Source organism: Tetragenococcus muriaticus DSM 15685, from assembly GCF_000423785.1.
GTDB classification, from domain to species: Bacteria; Bacillota; Bacilli; order Lactobacillales; family Enterococcaceae; genus Tetragenococcus; species Tetragenococcus muriaticus.
This window is the reverse complement of record NZ_AUIQ01000003.1, coordinates 54,440-72,862: the sequence shown is the minus strand read 5'-3', so window position 1 is coordinate 72,862 and position 18,423 is coordinate 54,440. Positions and strand designations below refer to the sequence as shown.

The 18,423-nt window shown below is 36.2% G+C and carries 18 protein-coding genes and 1 tRNA gene; 4 read left to right on the top strand and 15 right to left on the bottom strand.

Annotated features, from left to right (window positions below; translation table 11 throughout):
• Positions 1-185: 185 nt before the first annotated feature.
• The 3 genes from G577_RS11690 to G577_RS0101655 form a co-directional block, all read right to left on the bottom strand.
• A protein-coding gene (locus G577_RS11690; protein ID WP_373852710.1) for an IS3 family transposase occupies positions 186-1,342 on the bottom strand; the annotation gives its coding sequence in 2 pieces (ribosomal slippage) (positions 186-1,096 and positions 1,096-1,342; 1,158 coding nt in all).
• Between the two features lie 299 nt (positions 1,343-1,641).
• Positions 1,642-1,714 (bottom strand) — tRNA-Arg (locus G577_RS0101660).
• A 281-nt stretch (positions 1,715-1,995) separates the two neighbouring features.
• Positions 1,996-2,679 (bottom strand): O-methyltransferase, encoded by a 684-nt coding sequence (locus G577_RS0101655; protein ID WP_028789661.1) that lies wholly within the window; start codon positions 2,677-2,679, stop codon positions 1,996-1,998.
• Between the two features lie 337 nt (positions 2,680-3,016).
• Here G577_RS0101655 and proS point away from each other — a divergent pair, with 337 nt between their 5' ends.
• A complete protein-coding gene (proS, locus tag G577_RS0101650; RefSeq protein WP_028789660.1) occupies positions 3,017-4,453 on the top strand; it encodes a proline--tRNA ligase in 1,437 nt (478 codons plus the stop codon).
• 59 nt (positions 4,454-4,512) lie between these two features.
• Here proS and G577_RS0101645 read toward each other — a convergent pair whose 3' ends face one another.
• Positions 4,513-5,361, bottom strand: coding sequence for an aldo/keto reductase (locus G577_RS0101645; RefSeq protein ID WP_028789659.1), 849 nt, complete (start codon positions 5,359-5,361; stop codon positions 4,513-4,515).
• A gap of 18 nt (positions 5,362-5,379) precedes the next feature.
• Complete coding sequence (gene lplA, locus G577_RS0101640; protein ID WP_028789658.1) at positions 5,380-6,384, bottom strand: lipoate--protein ligase; 1,005 nt, start codon at positions 6,382-6,384, stop codon at positions 5,380-5,382.
• Between the two features lie 308 nt (positions 6,385-6,692).
• On the opposite strand from lplA, the gene nrdD reads away from it, so the two are divergent.
• Positions 6,693-8,831, top strand: coding sequence for an anaerobic ribonucleoside-triphosphate reductase (nrdD, locus tag G577_RS0101635; protein ID WP_155988471.1), 2,139 nt, complete (start codon positions 6,693-6,695; stop codon positions 8,829-8,831).
• 21 nt (positions 8,832-8,852) lie between these two features.
• Positions 8,853-9,455 carry an anaerobic ribonucleoside-triphosphate reductase activating protein gene (gene nrdG / locus G577_RS0101630; protein WP_028789656.1) on the top strand — a complete coding sequence of 201 codons (603 nt, stop codon included), beginning with the start codon at positions 8,853-8,855 and terminating at the stop codon, positions 9,453-9,455.
• On the opposite strand, the gene G577_RS11960 is transcribed toward nrdG, so the two are convergent.
• From G577_RS11960 to dnaX, 10 genes are read right to left on the bottom strand one after another with little or no spacing between them, the layout of a single operon-like run.
• The gene (locus tag G577_RS11960; RefSeq protein WP_155988470.1) at positions 9,447-9,611 is read right to left on the bottom strand and encodes a hypothetical protein; all 165 of its coding nucleotides are present in this window, start codon (positions 9,609-9,611) and stop codon (positions 9,447-9,449) included. The two genes, nrdG and G577_RS11960, sit on opposite strands and share 9 nt — an antisense overlap.
• 17 nt (positions 9,612-9,628) lie before the next feature.
• On the bottom strand, positions 9,629-10,750 hold the full coding sequence (gene dinB, locus G577_RS0101620; protein WP_028789655.1) for a DNA polymerase IV: 1,122 nt from the start codon (positions 10,748-10,750) through the stop codon (positions 9,629-9,631).
• Between the two features lie 51 nt (positions 10,751-10,801).
• Entirely contained in the window at positions 10,802-11,674 is an 873-nt protein-coding gene (gene rsmI, locus G577_RS0101615) for a 16S rRNA (cytidine(1402)-2'-O)-methyltransferase (protein ID WP_028789654.1), read from the bottom strand.
• Between the two features lie 59 nt (positions 11,675-11,733).
• A complete protein-coding gene (locus tag G577_RS0101610) occupies positions 11,734-12,081 on the bottom strand; it encodes a DNA replication initiation control protein YabA (protein WP_028789653.1) in 348 nt (115 codons plus the stop codon).
• 32 nt (positions 12,082-12,113) lie between these two features.
• Positions 12,114-13,064 (bottom strand): DNA polymerase III subunit delta', encoded by a 951-nt coding sequence (gene holB / locus G577_RS0101605; RefSeq protein ID WP_028789652.1) that lies wholly within the window; start codon positions 13,062-13,064, stop codon positions 12,114-12,116.
• A gap of 29 nt (positions 13,065-13,093) precedes the next feature.
• Complete coding sequence (locus tag G577_RS0101600; protein WP_028789651.1) at positions 13,094-13,426, bottom strand: cyclic-di-AMP receptor; 333 nt, start codon at positions 13,424-13,426, stop codon at positions 13,094-13,096.
• Positions 13,423-14,076 (bottom strand): dTMP kinase, encoded by a 654-nt coding sequence (gene tmk, locus G577_RS0101595; protein WP_028789650.1) that lies wholly within the window; start codon positions 14,074-14,076, stop codon positions 13,423-13,425. Before tmk ends, G577_RS0101600 begins: the two co-directional genes overlap by 4 nt.
• Positions 14,077-14,107: 31 nt before the next feature.
• Positions 14,108-14,704: a recombination mediator RecR gene (gene recR, locus G577_RS0101590; protein ID WP_028789649.1), complete on the bottom strand. Its 597-nt coding sequence runs from the start codon at positions 14,702-14,704 to the stop codon at positions 14,108-14,110.
• Between the two features lie 42 nt (positions 14,705-14,746).
• Positions 14,747-15,058, bottom strand: a complete 312-nt coding sequence (locus tag G577_RS0101585) for a YbaB/EbfC family nucleoid-associated protein (protein WP_028789648.1) — start codon at positions 15,056-15,058, stop codon at positions 14,747-14,749.
• A gap of 19 nt (positions 15,059-15,077) precedes the next feature.
• Entirely contained in the window at positions 15,078-16,811 is a 1,734-nt protein-coding gene (gene dnaX, locus G577_RS0101580; protein ID WP_028789647.1) for a DNA polymerase III subunit gamma/tau, read from the bottom strand.
• 206 nt (positions 16,812-17,017) lie between these two features.
• Here dnaX and G577_RS0101575 point away from each other — a divergent pair, with 206 nt between their 5' ends.
• Positions 17,018-18,418, top strand: a complete 1,401-nt coding sequence (locus G577_RS0101575) for a glycoside hydrolase family 1 protein (RefSeq protein WP_028789646.1) — start codon at positions 17,018-17,020, stop codon at positions 18,416-18,418.
• Positions 18,419-18,423 lie beyond the last annotated feature (5 nt).

Sequence of the window (18,423 nt, the reverse complement as noted above, 5' to 3'; positions counted from 1 at the left end):
GTGGATTTACGTCAATATCTTGGACACATTTTTCGAGAGTCTTTTTTCGAAACGAATCCACTCTCGAGAATGTCATCGTTTCCGCCTAATATCAAATGGAGAACCGTATTTGACATTAGGCGGAGACGATGACGAGAAGGCCTCGTGGATAAGTTCCTCAAAAAATGTGTAGGAGAATCTCAAACCTACGCCGACATTTTGACTTGATCTTCCGCTTGTTGGGGCGTTAAGTAATTGAGTTTCCCATGAATGCGTTCGCGGTTATACCAACCATTGATGTATTGGAATAAAGCAAGACGCGCTTCATCAAAAGTTTTGTACTGTCTCAAATAAACTTCTTCCTTTTTCAAAGTCGCATGAAAAGATTCGATCCCTGAATTATCATAAGGGGTGCCTTTGCGATTGTAAGAATGACTGACATGGTACTGGAGGAGAAGATTTTCAAATTCATAGCTTGTATATTGCGTGCCTAAATCCGTTTGAAGGACCAAATTAGGCCCCTCTTTTAATTGTTGATTTTGCACGGCTTGGTGAAAAGCATCCACGACAATCGAAGTCGTCATTTGTTTGCCATAAGAATAGCCGATAATTTTACGAGAATACAAATCCATGACAGAAGCCAAGTAAGTCCAACCCTCTTTTTGGGTATGGATATAGGTGATATCTGCGCCCCATTTTTGGTTGATTGAAGTTGTAGAGAAATCTTGTTTTAAGAGATTTTCACGAGCAGTTACTTTTTCATGATTTGTCGCTGGACGGTACTTTTTTCGAATAACGGAATGAACTCCAAGTTCTCGCATCAACCTTTGGACGCGCTTGAGACCAACGCTCCAACCCAACTGTTTTAATTTGTAGGTGATTTTAGGGGCGCCATAACGGCGCTTGCTTTTCTCGTAAATCTGTAGAATTTCTTCTTTTAATTGTTCGTTTTCTTGGCTTCTTTGACTCGGACAACGGTACTTGGAAGCATAGTAAGTTGATTTCGATACCTCGAGTACACTCGTTAATGTTCGTACGGGATATTCTTGACGCTCTTTATCAATAATTTCATAAATTAACGAGTCATCCCTTACTCTTTCGTGAATATGGTGATAGCTTTTTTTAGGATATCATTTTCCTGCTTCAGACGATGCATTTCCTTTTCCATTTGATGGAAATCTGCCTGACTTTTGCCTGTTTCTTCATCCGGCGTGTATTCTTTTTTCCAGTTATATATCGTTGCTTCTGAAATCCCATATTCATGTGCTAAGGAAGGTACACTTTGTCCTTGTTCGTTCAATTGAAGAATCAATTCTCTTGTTTCTTGGTTGTATCGTTTTGTCATAAACGGACACCCTTTCATAAAATATTATAGTACTCTATAAAAATGTGTCCATGAATTTAACCTAACACCATTGCTTATTTACGATCTTCCAACCTTCAGTTACCGTTGTTCTACCTTTGGATTTTGTTTGATTCATACTATAATTATTCACCTTAAATATTTTAGACTTTGGCATACAAAAAAACTCCCTTAAACTATTTTTTCGATAGTCCAAGAGAGCTAAAATATCCTACAAAGTAGCCGTTAATTATCTAAAAATAACGTCACCTTAAAAGCGTAAATGCTATTATACCAGCATTCAAGGAAAGTAATTATAACGTCACAGGAGGGATTTGAACCCCCGACCATCCGCTTAGAAGGCGGATGCTCTATCCACTGAGCTACTGCGACAATTGATTTGACAACATAGATAATTATAGGAAAACCTCCTAGTAATGTCAATTACTTTTTATGGTTTTCTCAATTTCTTTTGGCGTGTTTCTACTTTTTTGTTAAAACTAAAAACTTATGACCTGAAATTGGTTTCAGATCATAAGTAAGCTGTTTTTTAGATGAAATTTCAGTTTTTGGAACATAAGTCCAAGATATCTATGTCCTGAGCTGCATTTCAGGTCATAAGTCTTCTCGATTAATGTCCTGAGATTATATTCAGAACATCAATCAGAAAATAATTAAAGATTCACTTGCTCTGCTTCTTTAGTAATCAGTGCAACTCCATCTCCTAATGGAATTAGAGTAGAGGTTAAGTCAGGATGGTTATTAATAACGTCTAGAAATTGGTTTAATTTCTTATGAATACCCCGTTTGCCGCGCGGTATTTCTTTTTCAGACTGTAAAATGGTACCTCCTTGAAAAATATCATCGAACATCAAAATCCCTTCTTTTTTTAGTAAACGTAAGCAATCTGGTAAAAATTCTATATATTTTGATTTTGCGCTGTCCATAAAAATAAAATCAAACTTTCCTTGTAAAGTAGGCAAAATATCAGCTGCTTGCCCTTCGAGTAAAGTGATTTTATCTTCAGTGCCTACATAGCGAAAGGTTTCTTTTGCTTCTTCAATCATTTTGTCAAAGCGATCAATTGTTGTTACGTGTCCCTTGTCTCCTACAAACTGAGCCATTAAACTGGCAGAAAAGCCTATCGCTGTACCAACTTCTAAAATTTGTTGAGGTTTAACTTGCCCTAATAAAAATTCCATAAATACCACGGTTTCATGTGGAATAATCGGAACCCCTCGTTTATTAGCATCTTTTTCGATCTCATGTAGTTTACCCGTTAACGGCTTTTGGGCAGTACGCATGTAATCAACCAGCTCAGATTTTACTACTGGTCGGTGCATCATTTCATTTTGCATATCTGACTCTCCTTGTTTTTCACTTTTTTTATTATACGAATTCCTTTAAAAACCTGCAATCTTTTCTAAGATTTTCCTTGCTTTTTTTCCTATTTCCTATTAATCTTAAATCAGAAATTGGATTAGTAATGAAGACATGCTTTTAGAGAACCAAAGCTAGGCTGGAACTTTGGTGCCCCTGTGTTTATGAACCTGCCAATAAAAACAACGGGTTAAAGCCCTTTATCTTTTTTTGAGTTGGATCACATAAAGTGATCAATAAAGGTGGTACCGCGAAATTTACGCATTTCGTCCTTTTTTAGGATGGGATGCTTTTTTATTTGAAGGAGGAAAATAAATGTCAGAACAAACAAACGAATTTACAGAATGGTATTTACAAACAGTGCAACAATCTGAACTAATGGCCTATTCCTCAGTTAGAGGGTCGATCATCTTCCGTCCGGACGGTTATGAATTATGGGAACATATTCAAGAAGAATTCAATAAGTTTTTAAAAAAACAAGGAATTCGCAATGCTTATTTTCCTATGTTAATTCCGCAAAGCTTTTTCATGAAAGAGTCTGACCATGTAGAAGGTTTTGCTCCTGAAATTCCGTGGGTAACAGAAGTTGGCGACGAAAAATTGGAAGAACCTTTAGGTTTACGCCCTACTTCAGAAACAACGATTGGTGAAGCTTTCTCAGATTGGATCAATTCCTATCGTGATCTACCTTATGAAATCAACCAATGGGCCAATGTTTTCCGTTGGGAAAAGAAAACTTTGCCTTTTTTACGCACTTCAGAATTTTTATGGCAAGAAGGTCACACGGCTCATGCAACAGAAAGAGAAGCTTATGAACGTACGATGAGTGCTCTAGATGAATATGAACGTCTTTGCGAAGAATTCTTAGCAATCCCTGTGTATAAAGGGAAAAAAACACCTTCAGAGCGGTTTGCTGGCGCTGTTGATACGTACTCTGTTGAAGCAATGATGCAAGATGGTAAAGCTGTACAGGCTGGGACTTCGCATTATATGGGTACTAATTTTGCGAAGGCTTTTGATATTACTTATTTGAATAAAGAAAATCAACATGTCCATGCTTATACGACATCTTGGGGAGCCTCCACCAGATTGATTGGCGCTTTGATTATGTCTCATGGAGACCAAAATGGGTTAGTGCTTCCACCTACGGTAGCACCTACTCAAATTGTTTTAATGCCAGTAGGTCCTTGGAAGAAAAATCCTGGGGTGATGGAAAAATTAGATGAAATTTTCTATAACCTAAAAGAAGCTGGTTATCGTGTACGTTTAGACGACAGTGATAATACTCCAGGTTATAAATTCAATGAGTGGGAGCTAAAAGGTGCTTGTATTCGCATCGAATGTGGCCCACGTGATATTGAAAATGGCCATGTTATAGTTAAAAGTCGTGATGTAGCTGATAAACAAAAAGTAGCATTTGAAGAAATTGACACTTTTGTAGCTGACGAATTAACTGCTATGACACCACGTCTACTAGAAAAAGCGCGAAAACGTGTTAAAGAAAATGAATACTTGCATATCAATACTTTACAAGAGCTAAAAGAACATATTGAAACATGTAAAGAAGAAGATAAAACACCTGGCTTTGTATTAATTGGCTGGGATGGCACTGAAGAAACGGAAGAAACGATAAAAGAAGAAACAGGATTTACCACTCGCAACATTCCTTTTGAAGCGCCCATGGAAAAAGAAGTCGATATTGTTAGCGGCAAGCCAGCAAAGCATACCCTTTGGATTGCCCGTGCTTACTAATATCTATACACATAAAAAAGAGGAAGCTAAGTAATAGTCTTAGCTTCCTCTTTTTTAACTTAAATAATAGCTAAAGGTTGTTTACTTGTCGGTGGTGGAAATTCTTTATCTAATTTTTCAATTTCCTCATCTGTCAATTCAATTTCAGCAGCTTTGATATTTTCGATGACATGCTCAGCCTTACCTGATTGAGGTATCGCAAGTGTTTGTCCGTGTCGAATACTCCAAGCTAACAAGATTTGAAAAATTGTCGACTGATGATTCTTCGCTATTTCTTGTAACTTCGCATTTTTTGTCAAGTCTCCGCCTAGCCGATCTCCTTGTGCGATCGGTGCATAGGCAATCAAAGGTAGCTGTTTTTCTTGCATAAAAGGTAGTAGATCAAACTCAATGCCACGTTCTCCTAAGTTATAAAGCACTTGATTCACTTGACAATTTTGACTATTTTCTTTGTCATACATTTCTTTTAAATCTTTCACATCAAAGTTAGAAACGCCCCAAGCTTTGATCTTTCCAGCTTCTTTTGCTTCTTCTAAAGCTTCGATTGTTTCTTCGATAGGAATATTTCCTGTCCAGTGTAATAAGTAGAGATCCAAATAGTCTGTTTCTAAACGTTTTAGACTATTATCTAAACTAATAGGCAATTGTTTTTTCGAAGCATTCCAAGGATATACTTTAGAAATTAGAAATAAATCTTCCCGGTTAAAGGATTGAATCGCTTCTCCTACTAGACGTTCTGAGTCTCCATTGCCATACATTTCTGCCGTATCAAGAACAACAGCTCCATGTTCAATGCCTGTTCTTAAAGCTTGTAGTTCTTGCTCTCTTTTTTCTTGATCTTCACCCATATGCCAAGTGCCTAATCCAATAGGAAAAAGCTCTTTTTGGTTAATCTTAAGCGTAGACATTCATCTCCTCCTCTTCATTTAATAAATTAAATCAAATAGCTCTTTGTTTTCCATATCGCCAAAATATTTTTTAACATCAATGGTGTCCACCACTTTTTTCAACGCCTCTTTTTCATAACGAGTTCCAATTAGTTTATCTTCTACATCTTTGATATCTCCTAAACCGAAAAAATCGCCATAGATTTTAGCATTAGCAATTTTTCCTTCTTGGACATTCAAACGAATATCAATCGAACCAATAGAAAAACGCTTATAACGTTCAACGTTAAATTCTGGAGAATGACCATAATTCCAATCCCAATTCCCATAATATTTGTCTGTATATTCTTGGATTTTTTGCCAATCTTCATCGGTCAATTCATAAGTGTTCACTTCATCTACAGAATCTACACCAAAAATTTTCAACAAAATCTCTTCCTTAAATTCTTCGGTGGTCATATCTTGGTTTTCTTTTGGCAAGAAAGGCTTGATGTTGGTTACGCGGGAGCGAATCGATTTCACTCCTTTGGATTCGATTTTGTCTTTACGCACTTTTAAAGCATTCGTTACTTCGTTTTTATCACTATCAAGCATCAAAGTACCATGAGCATACATTCTTCCATTCGTAGAATACATTGCATTACCAGAAAACTTCATGTCATCAATCACTAAATCATTACGCCCCTTAAGATAAGCGTTGGTTACTCCTATATCGTGAAGCGCTTTAATGACTGGTTCAGTAAATCTAGCAAAGTTTCTAAAAGAATTTCCATCATCAGGTGTAATAAAACTATAATTTAAATTTCCTAAGTCATGATAGACTGCTCCACCCCCGCTAAGGCGTCTTACAACGTGAATCCCGTGCTCATCCACGTATTCTTGGTTAATCTCTTCAAATGTATTTTGATTACGGCCAATAATAATGGAAGGTTCATTAATATAAAACAAAAGAATCGGCTCATCCGTTCTCATTTCATCTAACAAATAGTTTTCAATCGCTAAGTTCACTCTTGGATCATTATTTTCATTAGGGACATAAATCATGTAAAATTCCTCCTCTGTCATTTCTATTTTTAAGTATAACATGACATTAACAAAGCAACGAATAAAATTTTTGTCCTCTTGTATTAAAAACAGACAATCACAAGACCCCTTCATAGCCTTTATTTAAAGGGCATTTTAAAAACATAAAAGTACTATATATAGTGAAATTTATAAAACAAAGTACAATATATTGTTGAAAAAAGAGGTAGAATCCTTTACGATAAATATTGAACAAGAAAAGGGAGTTGATCAATTTGCTTACAACAAAACAAGAGGATAAGCCACAAAACCTTACTACTATTACAACTATGCAAGTTATTAAACGTGATGGTCGTTTAGTCGAATTTAATGTCCAAAAAATTTATAACGCCTTAATTAGTGCCAAAAAACATATTCAAAATGAAGTATCTTCACTTGATCATGAACATATCAAGCTTATTGTAGATCAAATCACTAATGAAATAATAGGAAGATTTAAAGATAATATTAAAATCTATGAGATTCAAAACATCGTTGAACATACACTTTTAGAAAATCATGAATATGAATTAGCTCAAGAGTATATTAACTATCGTACGCAACGAGACTTCAAACGAAGCCAAGCGACAGATATTAATTTTAGTATCGATCAATTAATGGATAAAGAACAAACAGTAGTCAATGAAAATGCGAACAAAGATAGCGACGTGTTTAATACTCAGAGAGATTTAACAGCTGGCATTGTAGGAAAATCAATGGGACTGAAAATGTTACCAACACATGTTGCCAACGCTCATCAAAAGGGAGATATTCACTATCATGACCTTGATTACCACCCTTATGCCCCTATGACAAATTGTTGTTTGATCGACTTTAAAAGTATGCTTAACGACGGGTTTAAAATTGGAAACGCTGAAGTAGAATCTCCTAAATCTATTCAGACAGCAACCGCTCAAATCTCACAAATTATCGCTAATGTTGCTTCTAGTCAGTATGGGGGGTGTTCTGCCGATCGTTTAGACGAAACCTTGGCTCCTTTTGCTAAATTAAATTATCAAAAGCACCTTAATGATGCGAAACATTGGATAGATGACACTATTTCTCAAGAAAAGTTTGCCGAGCAAAAAACAAAAAAAGATGTTTTTGACGCCATGCAAAGTTTAGAATATGAAATTAATACATTATTTACTTCAAACGGACAAACACCTTTTACTTCCGTTGGCTTTGGTCTTGGTACAGATTGGTTTGCTAGAGAAATCCAACGGGCCATTTTGCAAAATAGAATTCAAGGGTTAGGAAGTGAACATCGAACGGCCATTTTTCCTAAATTAATTTTTAGTATCAAACGTGGAACAAATTTAAACAAAGAAGATCCCAATTATGATATCAAGCAATTAGCTTTAGAATGTGCTACAAAGCGAATGTATCCCGATGTTTTAAATTACGATAAAATCGTTGAACTCACAGGTAGCTTTAAAGTACCTATGGGTTGTCGTTCGTTTTTACAAGGTTGGAAAAACGAACAAGGCGAAGAAATCAATGTGGGACGAATGAATTTAGGAGTGGTCTCGGTAAACCTCCCCCGAATTGCGATGCAAGCCGAAGGAGACATGAATAAATTTTGGGAAATTTTCAATGAACGCTTAAATATCGCTAAAGATGCATTAGTTTATCGGGTGAATCGCTGTAAACAAGCTACACCAGCTAACGCGCCCATTCTTTATATGTATGGCGCCTTTGGTCAACGCTTAGGTCGCAACGAAACAGTAGATACTTTATTTAAAAACAAACGAGCTACTGTTTCTTTAGGATATATTGGTCTATATGAAACAGCTGCGGCTTTTTATGGAAATTCTTGGGAAAACAATGAAAAGGCCAAAGAGTTCACTTTAGCTATTGTGAAAGAATTAAAAAATCATACGGATCAATGGGGAGACGAATACGGCTATCATTTCAGCGTCTATTCAACACCAAGTGAAAGTCTAACTGACCGTTTCTGCCGTTTAGATACTGAAAAATTTGGGATCGTAGAAAATATTACAGATAAAGAATATTATACTAATAGTTTTCACTATGATATCCGCAAAGATCCTACTCCCTTTGAAAAGTTAGATTTTGAAAAGGAATATCCTAAATATTGTTCAGGTGGTTTTATTCATTATTGTGAATATCCAGTCTTACAACAAAATCCAAAAGCCCTTGAAGCAGTGTGGGACTACTCTTACGATCGAGTTGGTTATCTAGGAACGAATACTCCGATTGATCATTGTTACGAATGCGGATTTGAAGGTGACTTTAAAGCCACAGAGAGAGGATTTGAATGCCCACAGTGCAGGAATCATGACCCTAAAACTTGCGATGTCGTTAAAAGAACTTGTGGTTATCTAGGCAATCCACAAGCACGCCCTATGGTTCATGGGCGACATAAGGAAATCGCTTCTCGTGTGAAACATATTAAAGATGAATAAGCTATTTTAAGGAGGCAAACATTGCGCAACCCAAAACCTAAAGAGTGGCAAGCAAAGGATTATAGTCAAAACTATATTGCAGATTACAAACCATTTAACTTTGTTGATGGTGAAGGGGTAAGAAACAGTTTATACGTAAGCGGCTGTCTTTTTGCCTGTAAAGGTTGCTTTAATAGAGCTGTCCAAAGCTTTCGCTACGGCACACCTTTTACCCAAGAATTAGAAGAACAAATTATCAACGATTTAGCGCCAGAATATGTGCAAGGGCTAACCCTTTTAGGAGGAGAACCATTTTTGAATACTGAAGTTTGTCTACAAGTGGTTAACCGAACAAGACAAACTTATGGAAATAAAAAAGACATATGGAGTTGGTCTGGTTATACCTTTGAAGAATTACTACAAGATACTGAAGATAAACTTGATCTACTTGCAAAAATTGATATATTGGTCGATGGTCGTTTTGAGATAGATAAAAAAGATTTAAACTTGCAGTTTCGTGGCAGCCGTAATCAACGAATTATTGATGTAAAAAAATCATTAGATACTGGACAAGCAGTTATTTGGGAAAAATGTCGTGATGCTAGCAACCAGTATGAACAGATAAAAAAACAAAAGTTAATTTAATTTTTTAAGTAATAAAATATCCGAGCTATTTAATAAGATCGACTGCGTGATAGCAGGAATCATTTCTTGTATAGCTCGGATATTTTTCTTATTTTTACTTGCACTGTTTCGTTCATTCGATAGCAACCACAAAGTTCGCTCATATTGTCTTATCATGTAAAAAACTTTTTCATTTATGAACCACCTGTTTCCCACAATGGAAGTACAATATTTTCATAAGTTAGTGGATCCAAATTGGTCAAAGTAATGCCTAAAAGGCGTACGCCTTTTTCCACCTGAGCCACTTCTTCAAAAAGTAAACTTGCTTGAGAAAAAATAGCATCTTTTTGATAAACATATTCTTGTGCTGTTATCCTTTTTGTCATTGTTTCAAAATCAGAATAGCGCAATTTTAAAACGACGGTTTTCCCATGTTTTTGTTCTTTTTTTAAACTTTGCATAACTTCAGCAGCCATCACTCTTAACTCTGTTAGACATGCTTGTTCACTCGTTAAAGGCTTAGCGTATGTTCGCTCACGTCCGACAGATTTCCGCTTCCTTGTAATTTGAACGGGCGAATTATGTATTCCCCGAACTTTACGATAAAGAGAGTATCCCATTTTGCCAAATTCCTGAATGAGTTCCATTTCGCTTTTTTGATAAAGATCTTTTCCTGTATAAATCTCTAATTCATACATTCTAGGAACTGTTTTTTTACCAACACCATGAAATTTTTCGATGGGCAAATCTTGTAAAAAATCAACAGCCTCTTCTGGCGTTACCACTGTTAGACCTTTTGGTTTTTGGTAGTCAGAAGCTAACTTAGCTAAAAATTTATTATAACTTACACCAGCAGAGCAAGTTAAATGTAGCTCTTGCCAAATATCATGTTGGATCAATCTAGCAATTTTTATCGCAGAACTGCTCTTTATTTTATTATTCGTCACATCCAAATATGCCTCATCAATCGACACAGGTTCAATAATATCTGTGTAACGATGAAAAATTTCTCGTACTTGTTGAGAAATTGCTCGATATTTTTGCTGGTTTCCTGGAAAAAAAGTAGCATGAGGACATAGTTCGTAAGCTTTTTGCGCACTCATTGCTGAATGAATCCCAAATTTACGTGCTTTGTAATTTGCCGTTGTAACGACTCCGCGCCCTCCTGTATCTTTAGGATGACGCGCAATGATAAGCGGGTGCTCTGCTAGTTTTGGGTCATCTCTTTCCTCAACTGAAGCAAAAAAAGCATCCATGTCAATATGAATAATTTTACGCGACGTATCGTTTTTTAACGGAAACTGTAAGCCAGTCATCTTTTCCACCTCAATTCCATTATACACAAACGAACGTTCCCTTGCAAATTATTATGACTGCTTCAAATCATGGTAATCATTATAAACCACTTGCTTTTTTAAACCATTTTGCTTAGCTATTTCTTTAATGGCAGTATTGGGTTTGAAACCTTCGGTAATTAACCGTTCTACTTGAACCTTTAAAGGCTCTTGCAAAGTTTGACTATTTTCTTTTTCTTGTTCTATTTGACCTTCAACAAGCAAGCAGCATTCTCCCTTTATCGGGGTTTCATTTAAATATTCTTTTAACTCTGATAAAGTTCCTCTTAGATATTCTTCATGAATTTTTGTTAACTCCCGACAAATAACCGCTTGTCTTTGTTCATGGAACACTTCAGTCATATTTGTTATCGTATTTTTTAAACGATTAGGGGATTCGTAAAATAGTAAGGTTGCTTTCATTGTCACTAAATTTTTCAACTCATTCTGCTGTTCGTTTTTCTTACGTGGTAAAAAACCATAAAAATAATATGGTTGAGCGGTTAAACCAGAAGCAATTAAAGCCGTCAGCCCAGCTGTTGGGCCTGGCAAAGAGATAACAGCAATTTCTTCTTGGATACAAGCAGTTACCAACTCTTGTCCAGGGTCACTAATCGAAGGCATCCCTGCATCGCTTACTTGAGCGATCGTTTTTCCTTGTTTTAATAACTTTAAAAATTCCGGAATGCGTTGTTTATAATTATGTTCATGTAAACTTTTTTGTTCAGCTGCAATATCAAAATGATTTAATAACTTTTGCGTATTTCTAGTATCCTCACTAGCGATCAGGTCCGCAGCATCCAATATTTTTACCCCACGCACACTCATATCTTCTAAATTTCCAATAGGCGTCGGAATTAAGTATAATTTCCCCGTTTCGTCTTTATAACTCTTTTGTTTTTTCAATGATTCCCTCCATTAAATAAAAAAGACTGGGCGCTAAGTACGGTCCAGTCAATTGCCACTTATTTCCCACTATCTCGATAAATAACTTCTAAACAAAAAGCACAAGGTTCATCATGCTCACGCCTAGAGCCATACAAATCATAACAAACATGAAAGCCTTCTTCATAAATTTTTTCAAGGTTCATTCGTGATTGGGAAAGTTCCTGCTTGTCTTTTTCTGAATGAGTAGAACTTTGGCGGCTTAATTCATGAATCCGTTCTCTTAAACGTTGATTTTCTAATTCTAGGGTCGTATTTTTTTCAACCAGTTCTTGTAAAGAACCCTTCATTTCCACCAAATTTTCCGATAGCTTTTGTAAATCTGCTTCAAATGCATTCAATCCATCATATAAAGAACGTTTATCCATCGCCATATGTATCACCTACTTTAGCGTCTCTTTTAATCCTTCGTAACCATATTCCAAATGATTCGCAATACTAATTGTTCTGCCACTCCTTGAAAAGCTACATTCGCAGTTAACTTCTGCTGCGCTTGTAAAATTAATTCAAGTATATCGTTTATTCGTTGCGTCTTTTCCTTACTTGCTAAATCACGGTCTCGTTCACTTTGAAAATAAACTAGAAGTATAGAAAGAATCATTTGTTGTTGTTCTTTTTCTTTTGCTTGAGCAACAATCTTTTTTTGTACAAAAATAAATGCTTGCGGATCTTCTTTTTGCAAATAATCAAACCATGTAGTTACAATTTCTCTAGTTTCATTAAACCATTCATCTTCAGAGATTTCAACTGCTTTATCATAGCTGCCCGTTAGGTTAGCAATCAATTTGGCTTCATTGGCCGGTAGTTGTTTTTCTTCTAAACGTTTTATTAATTGTTCTTTTGCTAAAGGCGGAAAATGAATAATCTGACAACGTGATTGGATAGTGGGCAATACTTTGCCTAAAACATTGGTTTCCAAAATAGCTACAGAATTTCCAACAGGCTCTTCTAATAGTTTTAATAGGCTATTAGCTGCGCTTGGATTCATTTTATCAGCTTGTTCCACAATGAAAATTTGCATTCCTTTTTCAAAACTACTCTTAGAAAGCTCTGCTTGGAGTTGGCGAATTTGATGAACTTTTATCCATTGGCCTTCTGGTGCAATCAATTGAACATTGGGATGTTCTCCTTCGTTAATCCGAGTACAGTTCAAACATTGTTCACATGGGTTATTTTCTATGACGTTTAAACATAATAAACGTTTGGCTAACCACAAAGCCATCTCATGTTTACCGCCTCCATTATCGCCTTCAAAAATATAAGCATGAGCCAAATGCTCATGCTCTACATTTCTTTTCATCTGCTCATAAACAAGAGGCTGACTTTGGGCTAAAAAATTTTCTGCTCCCATCGAAGTCGCTCCTTACTTTCTTATCCTATTTAGTACTGTTGAAATTTTTCGATCGGCAAAACAAATACTGTAGCCCCGCCTACTTCAACCTCTACTGGATAAGGAACCTGTCCTTCCAAAGAGACATTTAACGTCATCGGCGAAGTAGACACATATTGTTTTCTTGATTGACAATTTTTCTTAATCAAGTCCAATGTTTTTTCTACTCTTTCATCTTCTACACCGATAATAAAGGTGCTATTTCCTGCCTTCAAAAATCCACCCGTAGATGACAATTTCGTTGCACGAATATTGGCTTCAATAAACTCATTGGCTAAACGGTTACTGTCTTTATCTTGAACAATAGCTAACACTAATTTCATTCTACCATCTCCTTAAAATAATTTGGATAAGCTGCTACAAGTGCTGCAAAACATTGCTCAACCACATCTTGCAAATCTGTTCTTGCATCGATTTTATGTACCCGAGCAGATTCTTGCTCAGCAATTTTTAAATAAGCGTGTCGCACCCTTTGATGAAATTCTAACCCTTCTAGCTCTAATCGGTCAACTTGGTACCCTCGAGAACGTTGAATTCTATTTAAGCCTGTATCTGAATCGACATCTAAATAAAGAGTAAAATCTGGGGTTAACCCTTCGGTAGCAAATTGATTGACTTGTGCAACCTCTTTTTCTCCAATACGTCGTCCAGCTCCTTGGTAAGCCACCGAGCTATCCACGAAACGATCACATAAAACAATTTTTTCTTCATATAAGGCAGGTACAATGACATCGGTTAGATGTTGTCTGCGCGCTGCTGCATAAAGCAGTGCTTCGGTACGAGCATCCATTTCTTCATAAAGTGGATCTAAGATAAGTGCACGGATTTTTTCTGCTATTTTCCCTCCACCAGGTTCTCTTGTCTTAATAACTTCTTCATCTGAAGCCCGTTGTAAGCGTGGGTACAATTCATTGACCACACTTGTCTTACCAGCTCCATCTGGTCCCTCAATCGTTATGAATAGTCCAGCCACCTTACTTTTCTCCTTTTACTCTCAATTTTTATCATATTTCCGTTCTGCCTTCTACTGCTTTTGATAAGGTAATTTCATCAGCATATTCGATATCACTTCCAACAGACAAGCCATGAGCCAACCGTGTAACTTTAATACCTGCTGGTTTGATCAAACGAGAAATATACATTGCCGTAGCTTCACCTTCTGTGGAAGCATTTGTCGCAATAATAACTTCCCCAGCTTCTTCATTTTCTAAACGTTTAATTAAGCTCGGGATATTGATATCTTCAGGACCTGTTCCCTCCATAGGGGAAAGAACACCATGTAACACGTGATACAATCCCTGATATTCTTTCATTTTTTCTAATGCCATTACATCTTTAGGTTCTTCTACTACTAAGATAACTGAACGATCTCGCGAAGTATCGGCACATATCTCACAAGGATCATCTTCAGTGATATTTCCACAGACACTACAATATGTCAAATCTCGTTTGACACTTAATAACGATTTAGCAAAATCATTTACCGTTTCATCTTTCATATCAATTGTGTAAAAAGCTAATCGTGTGGCCGTTTTTTGACCAATACCAGGTAAATTCATATAACTTGCAATCAAACGAGCAATCGGTTCTGGATACTGCACGAATCAAGACCCCTTTATTCATTACCCAGAAAAGTGTATTCATTACATCCCTGGGATATTTTTGGTATATTTCCCCATTGTTTCTTGTGTTTCTTTTTCAATATTTCCTAAACAGTCATTAACAGCTGTAACTACAAGATCTTGTAGCATTTCAGGATCTTCTGGATCAATGACTTCTTCTTTAATCTGCACATCTGTAATAGTTCGATCCCCGGTTCCAGTTACTTGTACATAATCATTAGCTGCTTTCCCAATAAATTCCTTTTTATTTAGTTCTTCTTGTTCTTTTTCCATGTCTTTTTGCATTTTTTGTACTTGTTTCATCATACCTTGCATGTTTCCCATGCCTTTCATAGTAGACCCTCATTTCTTTTTAATCTTCTTTAACTGTTATTAACTCACCAAATAAATCTTGTGCTTTGGAAACAACTAAACCTTCTTCTTTCGCTTCAGTCTCTTCAGTTCCTTCCGTCTCATTTTCCGTAAGTTCACTTTCGTTCACAGTTTCTTCTTGGCCAGAAAGAAACTCTTGTCTTAAAATCGGCCAACTTTCCTCTGTAATATAGACCAAATCTGGTTTATAGCCAGAAATCATCCGGCTAATATTATTTTGTACAGCGGCAATAAATTCCTGATCATTGGCTGCTTTTTTGCAAATAATTTCATAATCAAAAGCAATGACTAAACCATTCGGACTAGCCGCTTTGGGATGACTGGCACTTAACATCGCTTTTTGCGTGACACTTAAGCTCGCTAAAAGATCTCCCCAAATTTCTTTCACACTTGTCAGCTCTTTTTTAGTTGCTTCTTTCAAAACTTGAAATACACGTTTTTTCGGTAAACGATAATGCGTATTTGTTGCTTTTTTTTCTTTATTTTGTGCCGGCTGTGTCTGTGTTTGAGGTTGTCCAATTTGTTCTTTCAACTGAGTTACTTCTTTTTGTAACTCAGTTATTTGTTCTTTTAACTGAGTTACTTCTTGGCTATCAGCTACAGTCTGATTAGCGGTTACTGTTTCTTCAGATAAACCTTTGCCCGCTAGTTTCACCACAGCAACTTCTAGATAAATTCTAGGATTTGTAGAAAAACGAATTTCATTTTGTGCTTCATTTAATACATCTATAAAAGCATATATCTGCTCAGCAGAAATTTCTTTAGCTGACTGTTTAAATGTTTCTGTCAAATGCTGGGCTTTTTCAGCTAGTAACTGTGGCGCTTTTTGATAGATTAATAAATCGCGGCAATAGACCAACAAGTTCTCTAACAACCGTCTAGGTTCTTTACCTGAAGTCAGCATTTCATCTAATAGTTGCAAGCATGTAGCAGGTTCTTCTTGTTTACAAGCAACAATAAAACGATCCATCATGTCATAAGTCAGACTGCCAGTCACTTCTAAGGCATTTTCCAAAGTAATTGTCCCGTTACTAAAAGAAATAGCTTGATCTAAAATACTTAATCCATCGCGCATTCCGCCTTCAGCAGCTTGTGCAATCACATTTAAAGCCTCTTTAGAATACTCAATGTTACTTTTTTCTAAAACATAAGCTAAATGCTCCACAATATCACTAGTAGCAATCCGTTTAAAATCAAAACGTTGCGTTCTAGAAATAATCGTCGCTGGTATTTTATGAGGTTCTGTAGTAGCTAGGATAAAAATCACATTTTTTTTAGGTTCTTCCAAGGTCTTTAATAAGGCGTTAAAAGCACCAGTCGATAACATATGGACCTCATCGATAATATATACCTTATATTGAGCTTGTGTGGGAGCGTAGTTTGCTCGTTCACGAATTAGGCGGATCTCTTCGACACCATTGTTGCTAGCAGCATCTATTTCAATGACATCTTCTTGAGTTCCTTCTGTAATTGAGCGACATATTTCACACTCATTGCAAGGTTCCCCATCTTTGCTGTTCGGACAATTGACAGCTTTAGCAAGAATTTTTGCGGCACTGGTTTTCCCTGTACCTCGTGGGCCCGTAAATAAATAAGCATGAGAAATTTGACTTTGCATGATCGCGTTTTTTAAAGTTTGCGTAATAGCTTGCTGACCAATAACGTCATCAAATCGTTGGGAACGCCACACACGGTAGAGTGCTTGATAAACCAAATGAGCCACCTCTTTTCAAAATTCACTGCCTTCTATTATACGCAATTTCTCTTAAAAATACTACAATTTGAGAAAATCCCTTTGGATCTTTTTTAAATCTTTACCGAACAAATTGAATGTAAGTTTTTAAGCAAACATACTCGAATTTGTTCTTAAAAATTAGTATACTTAAGAATGAATGTCAATTTTCACAAAGGAGAATGATAATGTCATATAAATTTCCAAAAAATTTTCTATGGGGAGCTTCTATTAGCGCTCATCAAACAGAAGGTGCTTATAAAAGTGATGGTAAAGGGCTAACTGTACAAGATACTAGACCTCGCGATAATCATGAAATTGCTGATTTTACCATCGCAAGCGATCATTATCACCATTACAAGAAAGATATCAAACTGCTGGCAGAATTAGGTGTAGAAATTTTTCGTTTTTCTATTTCTTGGGCACGGATTTTTCCTTTAGGTAGCGGAGCAGTCAACCAATCTGGAATTGATCACTACCAGAAAGTGATCGATGAATGTTTACGTTATAATATTCAACCAATGATTACACTTAATCACTTTGATCTTCCTCAAGCTTTAGAAGATATTGGAGGTTGGTCCAATCGTGAAACCATAACTGCCTTTAAAAACTACGCTAAAACAGTATTTAAAGCTTATGGTAACCAAGTAAAATATTGGCTAACAATTAACGAACCTAATGTAATGTTACTGGTTGATCAAAAAATTTTAGGAAAACAAATTCCACTTCAAGAAAAATATCAGCAGTTTCACCACTTGATGATAGCAGAAAAGTACGCTTTTAAGCTTTGTCATGAATTAGTAGAAAATGGCCAAATTGGTCCAGTCCCTAATATTTCACTCGTTTATCCAGCCACAAGTAAACCATTGGATAATCAAGCAGCGCTATATTTTAATAGTGTAAGAAACTGGGCTTATCTCGATTTTTCTTGTTTTGGTCGCTACAATACTGTTTTTAAAGATTACCTAAAACAAAAGGATATCTCTATTACCTTTGCAGCTGAAGATGAAGCCTTAATGAAAGAAAATTTTCCTGATTTTGTCGCTATGAACTTTTATACAACAATGACTGTGGAAAAGCCAACGGATAAAAATAAGATGAGCGAAGGAATTAACGACCAACAAAGTGAAGATATTATGGACTGGGGATTTTATAAAGGGGTCACCAACCCTCACCTTAAAAAGAACCAATTTAATTGGACAATTGATCCTGAGGGATTAAAAACCACTTTACAAACATTATATGATCGCTATCATTTACCTATCATTATTACTGAAAATGGCTTAGGCGCAAAAGATCAACTAACAGAGAATGGAAAAATTCATGACGACTATCGTATCGATTATCTATCACAACATCTTGAACAATGCTTAAATGCCATTCAATCTGGAGTTGATTTATTTGGGTATAGCCCATGGTCTGCTATTGATCTAATCAGTGTGCATGAAGGTATTAGCAAGCGCTATGGCTTTATTTACGTGGATCGCACAGAAAAAGAGTTGAAACAATTGAAACGATATAAAAAAGACAGTTTCTTCTGGTATCAAAAACTCATTCAAACTAATAAGATTCCTTTAGAAAGAAGATGAAGAAA